This window comes from Helicobacter bizzozeronii (assembly GCF_900196775.1).
Taxonomy (GTDB): domain Bacteria; phylum Campylobacterota; class Campylobacteria; order Campylobacterales; family Helicobacteraceae; genus Helicobacter; species Helicobacter bizzozeronii.
Genome location: NZ_FZLB01000016.1, coordinates 1 through 17,399 on the forward strand (window position 1 = coordinate 1; position 17,399 = coordinate 17,399).

Genomic DNA, 17,399 nt, shown 5'->3' on the forward strand with positions numbered 1-17,399 from the left:
TGTAAAGAAAACGGGTATTGTATGTAGCATGAGGTGGGTTTTTATATGCTTATTAGGGTTGGTTTGTTTGCAAGCCACCCCTTCTTTAAAAGCTAGAGATAAGCTCATCCAATGGACGGGGGACTTTGTCCAAAAGTCTGCAAACACTTATGACTATTACGAAGTTTCTTCAGACATTGAGCAACAACAAACAATCCACATACATGGCAAGTCCTATACTTTTCTTTATGCCCATGCGCAAACTTATTTGTCAGGGGGGCAAAAGGGCATGTCTAGTGTCTGTGTGGGTGTGGTGTTTGAGGGCAAATTATACAAGGGCTTTTGTTTGGAGGGCTTTGGGCGTGTGGTTTGGAGAAAAAACGACTCTTTAATCGATCAATTTTCCTTAAGACTCTTGCCCTCTATGCCAACCCCCACAGCCCCTCAAACCTCCAGCTTAGATGTTGCTTTCCACCTCATCTCAGGCACTTTTTATTTGTCGCGTTTGGAGGAAAAAATGGGCGATCAAACCCGTATCCTCTATTTGCAAAGCAGAGACGATCCAAGCAACGCCCAAAAGCTCCCCATGGCAGTTCTTAACGCCTCCTTTTTGGAGCGTCTCAAAGTCCTTAGTTCTTTTTCTACCCAATCCCCCATCCAAGCAAATTCCCTAACTCATCTCTCATTTGGGGGGCAAAAATACGCCCTCATCATCAACACCAGCCCCTCTAACTCTGATCTGACACAAAGTTTAAAATGCGTGGGGGTCGTGCAGATGACAGAAAATCTTTTAAAAGGGAGTTTCTGCATTTTTGGATACACCCAAGTGCATTTTTCACGCCAAGAGGATTTTTTGCGTTTTGAATTTGATAACATGCCCCAAAGCACCCTCCAACACAAGCTTTTTATCACCTTTAAATTTGACAAGGGGGCTTTTTGGTTGCACCAATTAGGCCGCCAAAATGTCAAAATCAACCATCAGGGAATCCAAAAGATTTTGAAAACCCAAATCATTTACCGCCAAGATCGCGACGATCCCAACCACCAAGCCCCCATGGGCATGGATTCCTTTAGAGCAGACTTAATCACCAAGCTTTTATCAAAATGCCGTAAAAATGGGTATTGTATATGAGGTGCAGATGAAAAACCTAGCTTTTCTATCCTTTTTGACTCTCTCTTGTGCTTACGCATGCACTTCTGCTTGCAACACACCCAGCCCAAGCTGGATAGAGAAAAAACGCACCCAAATGGATGCCGCGCTTAAAAAGAGTGATTGCCGATCATCTTGCTTTTCTGATGAAAGCGTGGCAGCCTTTACATGGATGAAAGATTTTTTTGCTAAGAGTGGTTTTGTGGGGTCTGCATACACAAACTATGTCTTTTTTGGGGATGACTACCAACAGGCTTTTAAGATTGGCGATCGATCCTACGCGTTCTTTTATTCTCGGGGCGAGAGTCGCCAAAAAGATGGGGAACAAAAAGACAGCCTCTGTTTGGGTATTTCTTTCCAAAAGCAAGTTTTTAAGGGTTTTTGCTTGGAGGGCTTTAACCAATTAGAGCTCAGTAGTGCCGATGGTGCTAACTCTGTGGGTTTCACCCTCTCTAAGAAAACACCCCCTACACCCACCACCCCCGCACACAAAACCAGTATCTATCTATCCTTCCAGCTCTTAGAGGGCACATTTTACTTGAGCCATTTTTCCAACCCCCAACAAGTTTTTTACAACCAACCCAATTCCAAACAAATCCCCCTCTTTGCGATCAATAATGCGCTTTTAGCCAGACTCCAAACCCAGCCTAAGGAACCCTTAGAGGCACAAACCCTAGAGATCAACACACAAACCTACTCTATTTCTAACCAAATTAGCGCCAACACAAATTGTGTTACCATCACAGAGGGCAAGACCTTACGCACCCAACGCGCCCATTTTTGCATGGAGGGCGTGGGCGAAGTTAGGGCAATCTATAATGAGGGTTACTTGACTTTGGAGTTTGCAAAAACCCTTTCTGACACAATCAAACGCCAATTCTACTTAACTTTTAAACTGCGTGGCTACAATGATTTTTATTTGCACCAATACAGCGCGCAAAATCTCAAAATTAATGCTAATGGTTCGACCCAAGTATTAAGCTCACAAATTATCTATAGTCAAGATCGCGATGACCCTAGAAACCAAAACCCCATCAGCCTCGATTCATTGCAAGATGGCTACCAAGCCAAATTACTAGCCCTGTGCCAAAAACGCGGGTATTGCATGTAGCCTAAATTACTTAATCAAGGATAGCCATGAAACTAGCTAAATTTGTCTTGCATTGTGATAACCATAGGGTGCGCAATTTAGAGGAGCTTAAAGAACATTTTGACATCTTAGATGTGTTGGAGCACTATAAAGCTAACACCTTGCAACGCTGGTTACAATCCCGCACGCTCCAAAGCGAGCTAGAGCAAGTTTTAGCCATTAACGCCACAAATGATGCGGACATTATCTTTGCGTTGTGCCAAATCTTTGGGGTGGGCGTGGAGAGGGAGACCATTGAGGCGGTGCTTAAAAGCCAACAAGCCCTAGCTAACAAACAAGCCCAGCTAGAGAGTTACCAAAGCCAGCAACTCAAGTTAGAAAATCTGATTAGAAAATTGATCCAAGAGGCGATTCAACCCAACATGGCTAATAAGGGCAAGCCCAAATCCTATCAAGCCCTTAAAAGCCGCTTGCTCAACGCCCCAGATTTAGAGAGCGGTAAGGCGATCTTGGTGGAATTGCTTAATCACCACTTTGAGGCACTGGAAAAAGACAGAAAGGAAGTGCTCAGAGGGCTTGCGATCAAACATAAGAAATCTCTATGGATGGGCACGCCCAAGCACTACCCCGCCCTCTTGCTTTATTTTTTTGCAAGCCCTATTTTTCAAGAAGATGAAGAACTTGATTGCTCGGGAGGGCGTTATTCCTTTTCACAAGCAGATTTTGAGACTTTTTTAGCAAGTTATCAGATCAAACCGGAGGGCGACTATTACACACCCAAACCCGATACCATGTTTGTGTGTGCTGGCGATTATTCGCTGGATTTTGCAAGAATCAAACTAAGCGATGGTTGGCTCAATATCCCACCCGATTTTTATGAACAATATTACTTGGGTGGCAATGAAAGGGCAGCCTACTATGAACTCCCCGCACTCAAAGCCTGAGCCTTGCCTACTTGTGTGATTGAGATCATTTGTGAGGTTCACCCAGAGAGTTTGCCCCCCGATTTAGAGGTCTGGCTAACCCCTAAACTTTTACCCATGATGGAGCATTTAAATCGCCCCGGGCATGTAGAATTAGTCTTAGTAGAGAGCGCACAGATCGCTAAACTCAACCAAGAGTTTAGAAACACCAACAAAAGCACCGATGTGTTGAGTTTCCCCATAGAGATGCCCGCCCAACAACTCTTAGGCAGTGTGGTGATCAATATAGATTTAGCCATCCAAGAGAGCCAAGCGCGCGGGCATGCACTCTTAGATGAAATCGCCTTGTTATTCGTGCATGGCTACTTGCACCTACTAGGCTATGATCATGAATGCGATCAAGGGCAACAACGCGCCCTAGAGCAAGAGATCATCACACATTTTAATTTACCCCTAAGTTTGATGGCGCGCACAGAGTGCCTTTAGCTTGTTTAATCGCTTCTAAATGTTCTTGCCACTGGGGGCTAAAGAGGGCATGGCGTAGAGTTTTGGGGATTTTAAGCGTGCGGCATTGATCTTTATAGATTTTGGGTAAAGCTATGGGTTTGGTGTGTGCCCTTGCCCCCACAAAGACAACCCCCCCCAAGTTCCCCACACAATAGATTTTAGTTTGGGTGCTAAAGATCGTGTTAAAGTGCTGGCGTTCTAACTCTAGGCGTTGTGAGTGGCTCAACACATAGCCCAAGCGTTTTAAGAGGCGATCGATGTAATAGACATTTTGGTTATTCTCTTTAAACACCCACACCCCCGCTATGCAAATCATCTTAATGGGGGGGTAGAGCTGGGTTTTTTCGGCGTGTAGAGCCTCAAAACTGCGTTTTAAGCCCTGAGGCGTGCCCTTGAGATTTAAAAACACATCGCTTAAGGCATGCCTAAAGACATTGCGTTTAAAGCGCAGATTAGCATTGCTGTGATCCTCAAAATAGCGGTAGTTATGGGCGTGCAAATAGTCTTTAAGCGTGCTTTTGGGGGTGTAAAGGAGTGGGCGTGCTAGGGTGTAGCGATCTCTATTCTCTAGGGCTTCAAATCCTAAGAGAGTTTGCAAACTCGCCCCTTGTGCAAGTTGCATTAAAAACCATTCGAGTTTGTCATTGAGGTGGTGGGCTAAGATCACGCATTCATAGCCAAATAAAAGGCTTAGGCGTGCAAAAAAGGCATAACGGCGTGTGCGTGCGCGCGCTTCCAAATTCCCTCCCCTTAGGGGCGCATAGCACACATGCACGCTTTTAGCATGTTGTCGCCCTAATTTTAAGGCATATTGCACCTCTAGGTGGGCTTGATCGCGCAGGGCATAATGCACGATGGCTAGATCAAAACGCACGCCCTGTTCTAATAACAAATAAAACAATGCCACGCTATCCCCCCCGCCTGAAAAGCCCAACAAACACCGCTTATTGTGCCAAGACTCCAAGCCTTCTAAGACGATCATTTAAGCCCCATCTTAAGCAAAATCCATTAGAATTTGCCTTTTTGCTCCATTCTAACATGAAAGCCACTAAATCCATAAGGAGCAAGCCATGCAAGCTTTAGCGCGTTTTTTCCAATTTAAAGAACGGCACACCAATTTACGCACCGAGATCACCGCTGGCATCACGACCTTTGTTACAATGGCGTATATTTTGGTGGTCAATCCCGCAATTTTGCAAAAAACGGGGATGGATTTTGAGGGGGTCTTTATCGCCACTATTTTAGTTTCGGTGGTGGGCACGCTCATTATGGGCTTGCTAGCCAATTACCCCATCGCCATTGCCCCGGGTATGGCGATGAACGCTTATTTTACATTTGTGATCGTTCTTGGCATGGGCATTTCTTGGCAGAGCGCTTTGGGGAGCGTGTTTTTAGCCTCGCTCATCTTTTTAGCCCTCTCTTTGACAGGCTTTAGGCAGGCTCTGATTGAGGCGATTCCCAATTCGTTAAAAGCGGGCATGAGTGCGGGGATTGGGCTTTTTATTGCCTTTATTGGCATGCAAAATGCCCATTTGATTGTTGCCTCACCGGCTACTTTGGTGACTTTAGGCAATTTTGCCCACCCAATCGCTTATATGTCTTTACTGGGTCTGCTTGTTGCCCTTGTTTTGATGATTTACAACATCAAGGCGGCGATCTTTTGGGGTATGTTCATCACCGCTCTACTGAGTTTTTTTCTAGGGCATATCCAACTCCCCGATCACCTCTTAGAACTCCCCACCCACACCCACACCACTTTTTTAAAACTAGATATTTTAAGCGCATTCAAGCCCAATTTAAGCGCGGTGATATTCACTTTCTTTTTGATCATGCTCTTTGACACCACCGCTACGATGATTGGCGTTGCCAAACAAGCTAACTTGCTTGAAAATGGGCGTTTTCCCAATGCCAAAGCGGCGTTATCTGCCGATGCGCTTGCCAGCACTTTGGGCGCGCTTGTGGGCACTTCGCCCACCTCAGCCTACATCGAATCGGGCACGGGGGTGAGTGTGGGCGGGCGCACGGGCTTTACTTGCGTGGTGATCGCTCTTTTGTTTGTGGGCATGCTCTTTTTAGCCCCCCTAGCCAAAGTTTTAGCCAGTATGCCCGCTATCACCTCCCCTGCCCTGATCGTGGTGGGTTTTTTGATGATGAGCCATTTGGGGCAAATTGATTGGCATAATTTAGAGGAATCCTTGCCTGCCTTTTTTGTGCTCTTTTGGATTCCCCTCTCTTATAGTATCACCAATGGCGTGGGCGCAGGGCTCATTCTCTATCCGCTCATTAAAATCTGTCGGGGCAAGTTTAAAGAGGTGCATCCCCTTTTGTATATTTTTATGATTCTCTTTATCCTGCAATTCATCCTAGATGCTAAGCATTGAGGATTGGTCCATGAAAAATGCCCTCCCCTTTGATTGTTTTGTCAAAACGCTTAAAAAAACCAACCGCACGCTGGATTTTTTTGTGGATTGGCAAAAATGCTTAGAAAAACGCCACGCCCTCCGTGTGTCTTTGCGGGTTTTAAATAACCTCTTGGGGGTGAGTCCCACCCATTTAGAATCCAAAGTCCAAGCCCTCTTTGATCAAAACCCCCAAGCCTTCCAAGCCCTGCCCCTCTTGCTGGCTATGCGCAACGCCCAAGAGATCGTTTTAACCCCAAAGCAAGAGGAGAAGCCCTTAAGTGGCTATTTGCAAAGCCCAGAAAAAATTTGCGCTTTTCTCTGCCAAAGCGGGCTTTTAGAACTTTTTAGCACCCGCAAAATTAAAGATTTAGATGATTTTATCTTGGACGTTGAGGTCGGGCTGGATAGCAACGCACGCAAGAATCGGGGTGGGTTTGCTATGGAAGCCCATTTGAGGGACATGTTTAAACATGCGCATTTGGAATTTAGCCAACAAGTGAGCGTTAAGCACTATCCGGACTTGCATAGGCTTTTTGGGGAAGATGTAAAGCGATTTGACTTTGTGATCTTGGGCAAACAAGGTCTGTATTTTGTGGAGTGTAATTTTTACACCAGTGCGGGGAGCAAGCTTAATGAGGTGGCACGGGCTTATCAAGAACTCGCCCCGCGTTTTGAGGGCTTGGAGGGGAAATATTTTGTGTGGATCACCGATGGGCAGGGCTGGCTTTCTTGCCAAAACAAATTAGAAGAGGCGTATAAAAGCGTGTGCCTTTATAATCTTGCCCATGTGGATCACTTCATTAAAGGCGTGCAAAATGGATTCTAGCCTGCAAGCACCCACTTTTGAGAGTGCGGACAAACTCGCCCCCTTCACGCTCTACCAAGCTGATTGCAACACGATTTTAAAGCAAATGCCCGAACGCTTTGATTTTATCTTTGCCGATCCGCCCTATTTTCTCTCCAATGGGGGGCTGAGTATCCAAAGTGGGGAGATTGTGAGCGTGGATAAGGGGCATTGGGATCAAAGCAAGGACTTAGAGAGCATGCACGCTTTTAATATGGCGTGGCTCAAAGCCGCTAAAGGTGCGCTCAAACCCGGGGGGAGCATTTGTATCAGTGCCACCCACCACAATCTCTTTTCACTCGGGCTCAGCTTGCAAGAACTAGGCTTTAAAATTTTAAACCTCATCACTTGGCAAAAGAGCAACCCACCCCCCAATTTTAGTTGCCGTTATCTGACCCATTCAAGCGAACAGATCATTTGGGCTAGAAAAAGCCCCAAGCACAAGCATATTTTTAATTACGAACACTTAAAAAAAATCAATGAGAATCGGCAAATGCGCGATGTATGGGTTCTGCCCGCCATCGCCCCTTGGGAAAAAAAGCAGGGCAAACACCCCACCCAAAAGCCCTTAAGACTCTTGGTGCGCTTGATTTTAATGGCAAGCCATCCAGACTCGCTCATTGGCGATCCCTTTAGTGGCTCGGGCACAACGGGCATTGCGGCTAATTTGTTGGGGCGTGCTTTTGTGGGCATGGAAAAAGAGAGCGACTTTATTGAGTTGAGTATCCAACGGCGCAAGGCATTACAAACGCATTTTGAGAGCATACGCTCCAAGATCAAGGATTTGGAGCTTTGCTAAACTGGATTACTGGCAATGGTGGCACTCAACGGAGCGATCCAACACGCTTTTATCATCTAGACTAGGGCTTTGGGTGCGTAGATAGTAGGTGGATTTGAGTCCGAGTTTCCATGCGAGGTGGTAGATTTCATGCAAGAGTTTGCCGCTAGCCTCTTGGGGGCGTAAAAAGAGATTCAAGCTCTGCCCTTGATCGATCCACTTTTGGCGCACAGCAGCCAAGCGGACAATATCCTTAGGATCGATGTCATAGGCGGAAGTGTAATAATTCCAAGTTTCTAGGTTTAAATTAGGCACCACAACCGGGATCATCCCGCTTAGATTTTCCTCAAACCATTTTTTTTGGTAAATGGGTTCGATGGTTTGAGTCGTGCCCACTAAAATAGAAATCGAGCTTGTAGGGGCGATCGCCATCAAATACCCATTTCTAAGCCCTTGTTTTTGCACCCGTGCCTTGAGGCTAGCCCAATCACACATCAGGGCATGGGGGCTTAACTCTAAGGCTTCTGGTTTGGCTTTATCCATAGGGAAAACCCCCTTACTCCATTCCGAGCCCTCAAAATGGGTGTAACTCCCCCGCTCTTGGGCAAGATTGGAGCTTGCTAAAATGGTTTCATAGCTCATTTTCTCCAAGACTTGATCGATCTTGGTTCTGTGTTCCACACTCCCCCATTTGATCTGATTTTGGGCTAACATTTGCGCCTCGCCCATCACGCCTAGCCCAATCGCACGGCTTTTTAAATTCGTGTTCTTTGCCTTAGCGGTGGGGTAAAAGTTCAAATCAATCACATTATCCAACATCCGCACCGCAATAGGCACGACCCGTTCAATGTCTTTTGGGGTGTTGATTTTACTCAAATTCAAGCTAGCCAAATTACACACGGCAAGCGTGCCTTCTTCAGGGACCTTAGTCGCCATGAAGATTTTTTTACCCCCCAAGCAATCATTACTGGTGAGTTTATTGGCTTTTTTAGACACGCCCGCATCGGTGCTAACCTCTGCTTGTTCCTCAAAAAACACGCAATCCCCCCCCTCAAATTCCACACGCATGCGGTAATGCCCCGCGCTGGTGTTTTGGTAAATCTCGGTGCAAAGATTAGAGGAGCGAATCAGCCCCACATGGGCATTGGGGTTAGCATGGTTGGCATTATCCTTAAAGCCCAAAAAGGGCAAACCCGCCTCAAAATAATTGGTGAGGATTTTTCGCCACAAGGTCTTAGCGTTCATTTTTTCCTTAGGGATGGTAGGGTCTTGCTCGTAATCTAGGTATTTTTGTCTAAATGCAGCCCCGTAACACTGGGTCAGATCGGGGCAAGCATACGGATCAAAGAGAGTCCAAACCCCATCTTGCTCTACGCGCTCCATAAATAAATCGCAAATCCAGAGGGCAGGGAAGAGATCATGGGCTCTACGGCGTTCATCCCCGCTATTTTTACGCAGGTCGATAAACTCCAAAATGTCCATGTGCCAAATTTCTAAATAAACCGCAATCGCTCCCTTGCGTGTGCCGAGTTGATCGACTGCAATGGCGACATCATTGACAATCTTTAAAAACGGAATCACGCCCGCACTCGCACTTTTATGCCCATCAATGTAGCTCCCTAAACAACGCACTTGGCTAAAATCCCAGCCAATCCCCCCGCCATATTTAGAGAGTAAAGCCATGTCTTTATAGCTATCAAAAATCCCTTCAATGTTATCGGGGGTTGAGCCCACATAGCAAGAGCTGAGTTGGTGGTTGGGCGTTCTGGCATTAGCCAGCGTGGGCGTGGCGCACATCAGCTCAAACTTGCTCAACACCCCGTAAAACTCCAAAGCGCGTGCATTGGGATCGCTCTCATTTTGGGCTAGAAACATCGCAATCGCCATGAACATGTGCTGGGGGAGTTCAATGGGGTTACCCTGAGAATCTTTGAGCAAGTAGCGATCATAAAGGGTTTTGATCCCCAAATAGTTGAATTGCAAATCGCGCTCAGGTGCTAGTGCCCCATTGAGTTGTTCTAAATCAAACTTATCTTTAAAACCCAGCGCAATACGCCCTTCTTGTTCGCCCCTCTTAAAATAGTCCCTCAAATGCGCATAGCCCCTAAAGCCATTCACTTGGTAGTAAAGATCGTAAAGAAATAATCTAGCCGCAACAAAACTCCAATTAGGCGCATCCACATCGATTTTATCCACTGCCATTTTGATTAGGGTCTTAGGAATATCTTGCGTTTTGATTCTGTCTTTAAAATAAAGATTGACTTCTAATTCCAAGACATTCTTATTGATCCCCTCTAAGCCTTCTGTGGCATCTTTTAAATACTTGCGGATTTTTTCTGTGTCTAAAGGCTCAACACACCCATTGCGTTTGGTAACAGATAATTGCATGGCATTCCCTCTAAGATTTTTTGACACGGCGGCGCGCTGTGGGGTCTAAAACTTTCTTGCGGATACGCAAGTTTAGGGGCGTAACCTCCAGCAGTTCATCTTCTTCAATCCACTCTAAAGCGCGCTCAAGTGCCATCAGTCTTGGGGGGGTGAGCTTGATCGCATCATCGCTCCCACTGGCACGCATGTTGGTTAGGTGCTTGGATTTAATGGGATTGACCTCTAAATCATTATCCCGACTGTGCTCGCCAATCACCATGCCCACATAGACCTTAGTTTGCGCCCCAATAAAGAGCGTGCCCCGCTCTTGGATATTAAACAGAGAAAACGCCGTCGCCTCCCCATTTTCCATGCTCACCAACGCCCCGTTTTTGCGCGACTCCACACTCCCACTAAAGGGGCGGAACTCCAAAAAGGAGTGATTCATCACCCCCTCGCCCTTGGTGTCCGTTAAAAACTCAGAGCGATAGCCAATCAGCCCTCTTGCTGGAATCTCAAATTCTAAACGGCTATAACCATCATTCATGGGATTCATCGCCTTCATCTCCGCCTTGCGCCGCCCTAAGCGCTCAATGATCGCCCCGCTAAAATCTTGGGGGGTGTCAATCACCAAGTGCTCAAAGGGCTCGAGCTTTACCCCATCTTGCACTTTAACGATGACCTCAGGGCGGGAGATGCTAAACTCAAAGCCCTCACGGCGCAAATTCTCAGCTAAGATGGTGATTTGCAATTCCCCCCGCCCACTCACTTTAAATTTGCCCTCGCCCATTTCCTCGCATTTCATGGCGATGTTGGTTTGCATTTCTTTGAGTAGGCGATCTTTGAGTTTATTGGCAGTAACATGCTTGCCCTCAGTGCCGGCTAGGGGAGAATCATTGATGGCAAACACCACGCTCATGGTGGGCTCTTCTAGGTGCATGGGATCAAGGGGCTGGGGATTATTGGGATCGACCACGCTATCGCCCACATCCATCGCATTAAAGCCCGCTATAGCGACAATATCGCCCGCTTGTGCTTGCTCAATCTCCATTCTAGCCAAGCCTAAAAAGCCAATTAGTTTTGTAATGCGCCCGCTCTCCTTGCTCCCATCGCTCTTATAAAGGGCGACCATGTCCCCCTTTTTGATCTGCCCATTAAACACCCGCACAATGCCGATCTTGCCAACATAGTTATCATAATCCAAAGTGAAAATCTGCATTTGCAAGGGTTGATCTGCCTCTCCGCTGGGAGCGGGCACATGGGAGAGAATGGTTTCAAACAAGGGTTCTAAACTCTTTCTCTCATCACCCAAGTCTTTAATGGCATAGCCATCGCGTGCAGCCGCATAGACAACCGGGAAATCTAGCTGGGTATCACTTGCCCCCATTGCCACGAACAAGTCAAAGACTTCATCGACTACCCGGTCGGGCTCGGCAGCGGGCTTGTCAATTTTATTGACCACCACAATGGGGCATAATCCAAAACTCAACGCCTTTTTGACCACAAATTTAGTCTGGGGCATCACGCCTTCTTGGGCATCCACTAAGAGCAACACGCCATCGACCATTTTTAACACCCGTTCCACTTCGCCCCCAAAATCGGCGTGTCCGGGGGTGTCAATAATATTAATTTTGGTGTCCTTGTAGTGGATCGCCGTGTTCTTAGAAAGAATCGTGATTCCCCGCTCCCTTTCTAAGTCGTTGCTATCCATCATGCGCTCATCAATCTTGTCGCGCTCACCAAAAGTGCCTGATTGGGTGAGCAAACCATCCACCAAAGTGGTTTTTCCATGATCGACATGGGCAATAACAGCGATGTTTCTAATGCTTGACATGCGAGCCTGATCCTATTTTTTGGATTTTTGAGGGGCTAGTATAACCAAACTTTACTTAAGGGGTAGTGTCTGAAAAGTCTAGGGTAAGCGTGGTTCCATGTAGGGTTTTTTAGACTTGATTTTTAAGTCCGCCTGTAATAGCATGGGATAAAGGACACACATGCAACAATTCACCCATTTACACTTGCACACCGAGTATTCGCTTTTAGATGGGGCTAATAAGATCAAGACCCTAGCCCAAAAGATCAAAGAGTTGGGCATGGAGAGTGTGAGCATGAGCGATCATGGGAACATGTTTGGCGCGATTGACTTTTATACATGCATGAAAAAAGAGGGAATCAAGCCCATTATTGGGATTGAAACCTACTTGCACAATGCCCAAAACTTGGGCGACAAACAATCAAGGCAACGCTTCCATCTTTGCTTGTATGCCAAAGATTTAGAGGGTTATCACAATTTGATGTATTTGAGCTCACAAGCTTTTTTAGAGGGGTTTTATTATTACCCCCGTATCAATAAAAAGCTCTTAAGGGAGCGATCTAAGGGGATCATCTGTTCGAGTGCGTGTCTGCAAGGGGAGATCAACTGGCATTTAAACACCAATAACCCTAAAAATAAACAATATGGGGCTAAGGGCTATGATGGGGCTAAGAGGGTGGCAGAGGAATACCAAGAGATTTTTGGGGATGATTTTTACATGGAGATCATGCGCCATGGCATTGCCGACCAGCTTTTTATTGATGAGCAACTCATTAGATTATCCTTAGAAACGGGCATTAAGCTCATTGCCACTAATGACACCCACTACACCAACAAAGAGGATGCCAGTGCGCAAGAGGTCGCCATGTGCGTGGCGATGGGTAAGACCTTAAATGATGAAAACCGCTTAAAACACTCCGTGCATGAGTTTTATATCAAAACCCCTGAGCAGATGGCTAAACTCTTTGCAGACATCCCTGAAGCCCTGCAAAACACCCAAGAGATCGCCCATAAGTGCCATTTGGAGTTGGATTTAAAAAATGATGCCAACCCGCCCACACCCCCGCGTTTTAAATTCACCCAGCAATACGCCCAAGAGGAGGGGCTGGACTTAGAGGACGACGGGGCTTACTTTGCCTATAAATCCAGAGAGGGGCTTAAAAAGCGTTTGGAACGGGTTGATCCTAGCCAACATGCCCTTTATCAAGAGCGGCTAGAATACGAAATCAAGATCATCAATGAGATGAAATTCCCCGGCTACATGCTGATTGTGTGGGATTTTATCAGGCATGCGCGTGAAAATGGGATTCCTGTGGGTCCGGGGCGGGGCAGTGCAGCAGGCAGTTTGGTCGCCTTTTGTTTGCAAATCACTGATATTGACCCCATCAAATACGATCTGTTGTTTGAACGATTCTTAAATCCCGATCGCGTGTCCATGCCTGATATTGATACGGATTTTTGCCAAAAACGGCGGGGCGAGATGTTGGACTATATGATTAACAAGTATGGCAAATACAATGTCGCCCAAGTGATCACCTTCAATAAAATGCTGGCTAAAGGGGTGATCCGCGATGTGGCGCGGGTGCTAGACATGCCCTATAAACAAGCCGATGAGATGGCAAAACTCATCCCCAATAAATTAGGGATCACTTTGCAAGAAGCCTTTGATCTAGAGCCCAAGATCAAAACACTCATAGAGAGCGATAAACTTGCCAAAGAGGTTTGGGATTTTTCCTTGCGTTTGGAAAATCTCAACCGCTCGGCAGGCAAACATGCGGCTGCTTTGGTGGTGGATAGTGAGCGCGAGCTGTGGTATAAAACCCCGCTTTATACCAGTGAGCGCACGGGGGGCATTGTTACCCAGTATTCCATGAAATATTTAGAAGCCATTGACTTGATTAAGTTTGACTTTTTGGGGCTTAAGACTTTGAGCGTGATCCATGACACCCTAAAGATCATTGAAAAATACAGCCACCAAAAAATCGATCTCTTAGGCGTGGATATGAACGATCCACAGGTTTATGCCACGATCCAAGAGGGCAACACGATTGGGATATTCCAAATCGAGTCCGGGATGTTCCAAACCCTAAACAAACGGCTACGCCCTTCCAGCTTTGAGGATATTGTCGCTATCATCGCTTTGGGGCGCCCCGGACCTATGGAGTCGGGCATGGTCGATGATTTTGTCAACCGCAAACATGGGCATGAACCCATCACCTATATGTTTGAAGCCCTAGAGCCCATTTTACGCCCCACTTATGGGACCATCATCTACCAAGAACAGGTGATGCAAATTGTGCAGAGCATTGCGGGCTTTTCTTTGGGCGAAGCGGATTTGATCAGGCGTGCGATGGGTAAAAAAGATGCCAGCATCATGGCGGCTAATCGGGCTAAGTTTGTGGAGGGCGCGCAAAAAAAGGGCTATGAGGTGCAAAAGGCGGGCGAACTCTTTGATCTCATTGTCAAATTTGCCGGCTATGGCTTTAATAAATCCCACTCGGTTGCCTATGCCATGCTCACTTTCCAAACGGCTTATTTGAAAACCCACTACAAGCACGAGTTCATGGCGGCCATGCTCAGTAGTGAGTGCCGCCACATTGAGGAAGTGGCGCGTTATGTGGAGGAAGCTAATTCTATGGGGATTGCCATTGAACGCCCCCATGTCAATCATTCCGATGTGAGTTTTAAGGTCGAACAACGCAAAAAAGATAAGATCATCATCTTTGGGTTAGAGGCGATCAAGGGAGCGGGCGAGGGACCGCTAGGGGCTTTAGTGGAAATGCGTGAAAAACACGGAGTCTTTAAAAATTTGGAGGATTTGATCAGCAAGTTAGATTTTTCCAAATTTAGCAAACGCATTTTAGAACCCTTGATTAAATCCGGAAGTTTGGATGGACTAGGCTATAACCGCCACACCATGCTAAAAAATTTAGATGCGATTTGCGATGAGGGGCGCAGAAAAGACAAAACCAATGCCCAAATGCGCGCGGGGCTATTCTCCCAGCAAGAAACGCATGAAAAAGCAAACTTGGATTTAAAATTCTATGAGGAATATGACAGCAACACGCTTTTAAATTATGAATACGAGTGCATGGGGCTTTATTTTTCTGGACACCCTTTAGATGGGTTTAAAGACCCCATCAAGGCGTTAAAAAATGTGGCTAAGAGCGTGGATATTCCCCGCATGGAGATTGGCTCACAAGCGGTGTTTGTGGGTAAGATTTTAGAGATCAAACGCAAATTGAGTAAGAAGAGCCAAAAACCCTATGGGTATGTGTCGATTGTAGATTTATCAGGGCGTTTTGAGTTGATGTTGTTTGAAAAACAGCTTAATGCCCTAGATACGCTCAATATAGAACAGCCCCTAGCCTTTAAATGCAAGATCGAGGAACAAGAAGAGGTCGCGCGCTTACGGCTCTTAGAGATGGATACCCTAGAGAATATCAAGGGTGTCAAAATCCCCAAAGCACGCTACAAAAACAACCCAGAGGAGGTGCAAATGCCCCAACCCTTAGACATTGCCAAAGATTTTCAAACCGATTCTAGTTGCTTGCTCACCTGCCAAGATGAACAGCACATCCCCTTATCTATCGTGCTGGATACTAGCGTATCTTTAGAACTCTTTGCACAACTTAAAGATGCCGCCCAAAGCCACAAGGGCGAGCGTGCTCTATCGCTGATTTTTCACGATCAAGACAAACGCTTTAAATTCAACACCGCCCTTAAAGTCAATAGTGCGATCAAGCAGAGTTTCCAAGCCTATGAATGGTTAGACCTCTAATGCGCCTAAACCAATTCATCGCCCACAATCTCCCTTGTTCGCGCCGCCAAGCCGATCGGCTTATCGCTGATGGGCAGGTCAAAATCAACCACACCCTAGCCACTTTCACCACACCCTTTAAGCCCAAAGATAAGATTTTTATTAATTCCCAGCTTTTACGCCCCAAATCCCAGCATTTTAGCGTGGTGATTTACCACAAGCCCAAGGGCGAGCTGGTGAGCTTGCGCGATGATCGGGGCAGGCGGACCATCTTTGAGAGCCTAGAGACACGATACCGCCATTTTACGCCCGTTGGGCGTTTGGACTTTGCCTCTAGTGGGCTCTTGCTACTAAGCGATAGTAAAATGGTGGTGGATGCCTTGATGCACAGCCAACTAGAGCGTGAGTATTTGGTTAAAATTGAGGGGAGTGTGGGGGCGCGCATGTTGGAGGCTATGCAAAATGGCATTGAGATTAAGGGGCTTGGGGGCGCACACCCTAAGAGCAAGCTAGAGAGCATGTATCTAGCCCCCATGTCTTGTCATATCATCAAAAACCACCGGCATTATTCTAAACTCAAGCTGACTCTTTGCGAGGGGCAAAATAGAGAAATCCGCCGTTTTTTTGCTTATTTTAAAACCCCCGTGCTAGACTTAAAGCGGGTGCGTTTTGGATTTGCCCATCTAAATGCCTTGCCTGTGGGCAAGACTCGCTACTTGAATCCCAAAGAGTATCGGCATTTACACCAATTCTTAGAAGGAGCAGAACATGCATAAGAAGACTTTATTATTTAGCCCGTGGAAAATCAGAAATTTGGAGCTGAAAAACCGCGTGGTGATGGCACCGATGGATCAATACAGCGCGATCAATGGCTACACCAACGAATGGCACGCCCACCACTACACAGCCCGCGCGATCGGGCAAGTGGGCTTGATCATCTTTGAAGTGGCGGCAGTGAGTGCTGGGGGGCGAATCGATCCGGGCGATCTAGGCATTTATGAGGAGGGGCATGTAGAGGGCTTGGCTAAAATTGTAGCAGAATGCCACAAATACGGCTCTAAGGTGGCGTTACAAATCGGGCATGCAGGCAGAAAGGGGCAACTTAAAGACACCCCGCTTTTAGCCCCCTCTGCGCTGCGTTTTAATGAACAATGTGCCATGCCCAAAGAGATGGACACAAGCGACATCAAACAAGTCATTTTAGAGTTTAAACAAGCCGGGCTTAGGGCAAAACAAGCGGGCTTTGATGCGCTAGAAATCCATGCTGCACATGGGTATTTGATCAGCAGTTTTTTATCCCCTCTTGCTAACCAAAGAAGCGATGCCTATGGCAAAAATCGGGCGTTGCTCTTGCAAGAAATCTTGCAAGCCCTAAGAGAAGCCATCGATTTACCCATTTTAGTGCGCGTGTCCGCCACCGACTACCACACACAGGGCAACACCCCCCAAACTTTGGCACAACTCTTAGAACCTCTAAGTCCCCTTTATGACGCTTTGGATGTGAGCTCTGGGGGCGTGGTGGAAGCCCCTATTAAGACTTATCCGGGCTATCAAATCCCCTATGCCTTGTTTTTAAAAGAGGCTTTGGGCAAACCCACCATCGGGGGTGGGTTGCTTGAAGAGCCCAAGATGGCGCAAAGATTGGTGGGCAGCCAAGCGGTGGATGCGATCTATCTAGCTAGGGCGTTACTCAAAAACCCCTTTTGGTGCTTTAACGCTGCGTTAAGTTTGGGGCAAGAGATCGATATTCCTAAACCCTATGCTAGGATGGTGTATTTGTAGGAGC

The 17,399-nt window shown here is 46.7% G+C and carries 13 protein-coding genes; 10 read left to right on the forward strand and 3 right to left on the reverse strand.

The genetic code is table 11. The features are described 5' to 3' along the window. The 4 genes from C5684_RS02120 to ybeY all read left to right on the forward strand — a co-directional run. Positions 1 to 1,111: hypothetical protein (locus C5684_RS02120; RefSeq protein WP_233708628.1), on the forward strand; the 1,111-nt coding region annotated here is incomplete at its 5' end. Next, a complete protein-coding gene (locus C5684_RS09450) occupies positions 1,095 to 2,240 on the forward strand; it encodes a hypothetical protein (protein ID WP_158650174.1) in 1,146 nt (381 codons plus the stop codon). The genes C5684_RS02120 and C5684_RS09450, both read left to right, overlap by 17 nt. A gap of 26 nt (positions 2,241 to 2,266) precedes the next feature. Further along, positions 2,267 to 3,163 (forward strand): hypothetical protein, encoded by an 897-nt coding sequence (locus tag C5684_RS02130; protein ID WP_013891199.1) that lies wholly within the window; start codon positions 2,267 to 2,269, stop codon positions 3,161 to 3,163. Positions 3,164 to 3,259: 96 nt separating this feature from the next. Continuing rightward, a complete protein-coding gene (ybeY, locus tag C5684_RS02135) occupies positions 3,260 to 3,628 on the forward strand; it encodes an rRNA maturation RNase YbeY (RefSeq protein WP_407645755.1) in 369 nt (122 codons plus the stop codon). On the opposite strand, the gene tilS is transcribed toward ybeY, so the two are convergent. Beyond that, a complete protein-coding gene (gene tilS / locus C5684_RS02140; RefSeq protein WP_104639271.1) occupies positions 3,585 to 4,631 on the reverse strand; it encodes a tRNA lysidine(34) synthetase TilS in 1,047 nt (348 codons plus the stop codon). The genes ybeY and tilS overlap by 44 nt on opposite strands. Before the next feature lie 88 nt (positions 4,632 to 4,719). Between tilS and C5684_RS02145 the strand changes: the two genes are divergently transcribed. From C5684_RS02145 to C5684_RS02155, 3 genes are read left to right on the forward strand one after another with little or no spacing between them, the layout of a single operon-like run. Continuing rightward, positions 4,720 to 6,030: an NCS2 family permease gene (locus C5684_RS02145; protein WP_104639272.1), complete on the forward strand. Its 1,311-nt coding sequence runs from the start codon at positions 4,720 to 4,722 to the stop codon at positions 6,028 to 6,030. 10 nt (positions 6,031 to 6,040) lie between these two features. Next, complete coding sequence (locus C5684_RS02150; RefSeq protein WP_104639273.1) at positions 6,041 to 6,877, forward strand: type II restriction endonuclease; 837 nt, start codon at positions 6,041 to 6,043, stop codon at positions 6,875 to 6,877. Next, positions 6,867 to 7,694, forward strand: coding sequence for a DNA-methyltransferase (locus tag C5684_RS02155; protein WP_104639274.1), 828 nt, complete (start codon positions 6,867 to 6,869; stop codon positions 7,692 to 7,694). The genes C5684_RS02150 and C5684_RS02155 overlap by 11 nt, the downstream gene beginning before the upstream one ends. Before the next feature lie 6 nt (positions 7,695 to 7,700). Here C5684_RS02155 and C5684_RS02160 read toward each other — a convergent pair whose 3' ends face one another. Next, positions 7,701 to 10,061, reverse strand: coding sequence for a ribonucleoside-diphosphate reductase subunit alpha (locus tag C5684_RS02160; protein ID WP_104639275.1), 2,361 nt, complete (start codon positions 10,059 to 10,061; stop codon positions 7,701 to 7,703). Positions 10,062 to 10,071: 10 nt separating this feature from the next. Next, positions 10,072 to 11,874, reverse strand: coding sequence for a translational GTPase TypA (gene typA / locus C5684_RS02165; protein ID WP_104639276.1), 1,803 nt, complete (start codon positions 11,872 to 11,874; stop codon positions 10,072 to 10,074). A gap of 160 nt (positions 11,875 to 12,034) precedes the next feature. On the opposite strand from typA, the gene dnaE reads away from it, so the two are divergent. From dnaE to C5684_RS02180, 3 genes are read left to right on the forward strand one after another with little or no spacing between them, the layout of a single operon-like run. Continuing rightward, the gene (dnaE, locus tag C5684_RS02170; RefSeq protein ID WP_104639277.1) at positions 12,035 to 15,634 is read left to right on the forward strand and encodes a DNA polymerase III subunit alpha; all 3,600 of its coding nucleotides are present in this window, start codon (positions 12,035 to 12,037) and stop codon (positions 15,632 to 15,634) included. Then, positions 15,634 to 16,389: a pseudouridine synthase gene (locus tag C5684_RS02175; protein ID WP_199764470.1), complete on the forward strand. Its 756-nt coding sequence runs from the start codon at positions 15,634 to 15,636 to the stop codon at positions 16,387 to 16,389. The genes dnaE and C5684_RS02175 overlap by 1 nt, the downstream gene beginning before the upstream one ends. Further along, positions 16,382 to 17,395, forward strand: coding sequence for an oxidoreductase (locus C5684_RS02180; protein WP_104639279.1), 1,014 nt, complete (start codon positions 16,382 to 16,384; stop codon positions 17,393 to 17,395). Before C5684_RS02175 ends, C5684_RS02180 begins: the two co-directional genes overlap by 8 nt. Positions 17,396 to 17,399: the final 4 nt, after the last annotated feature.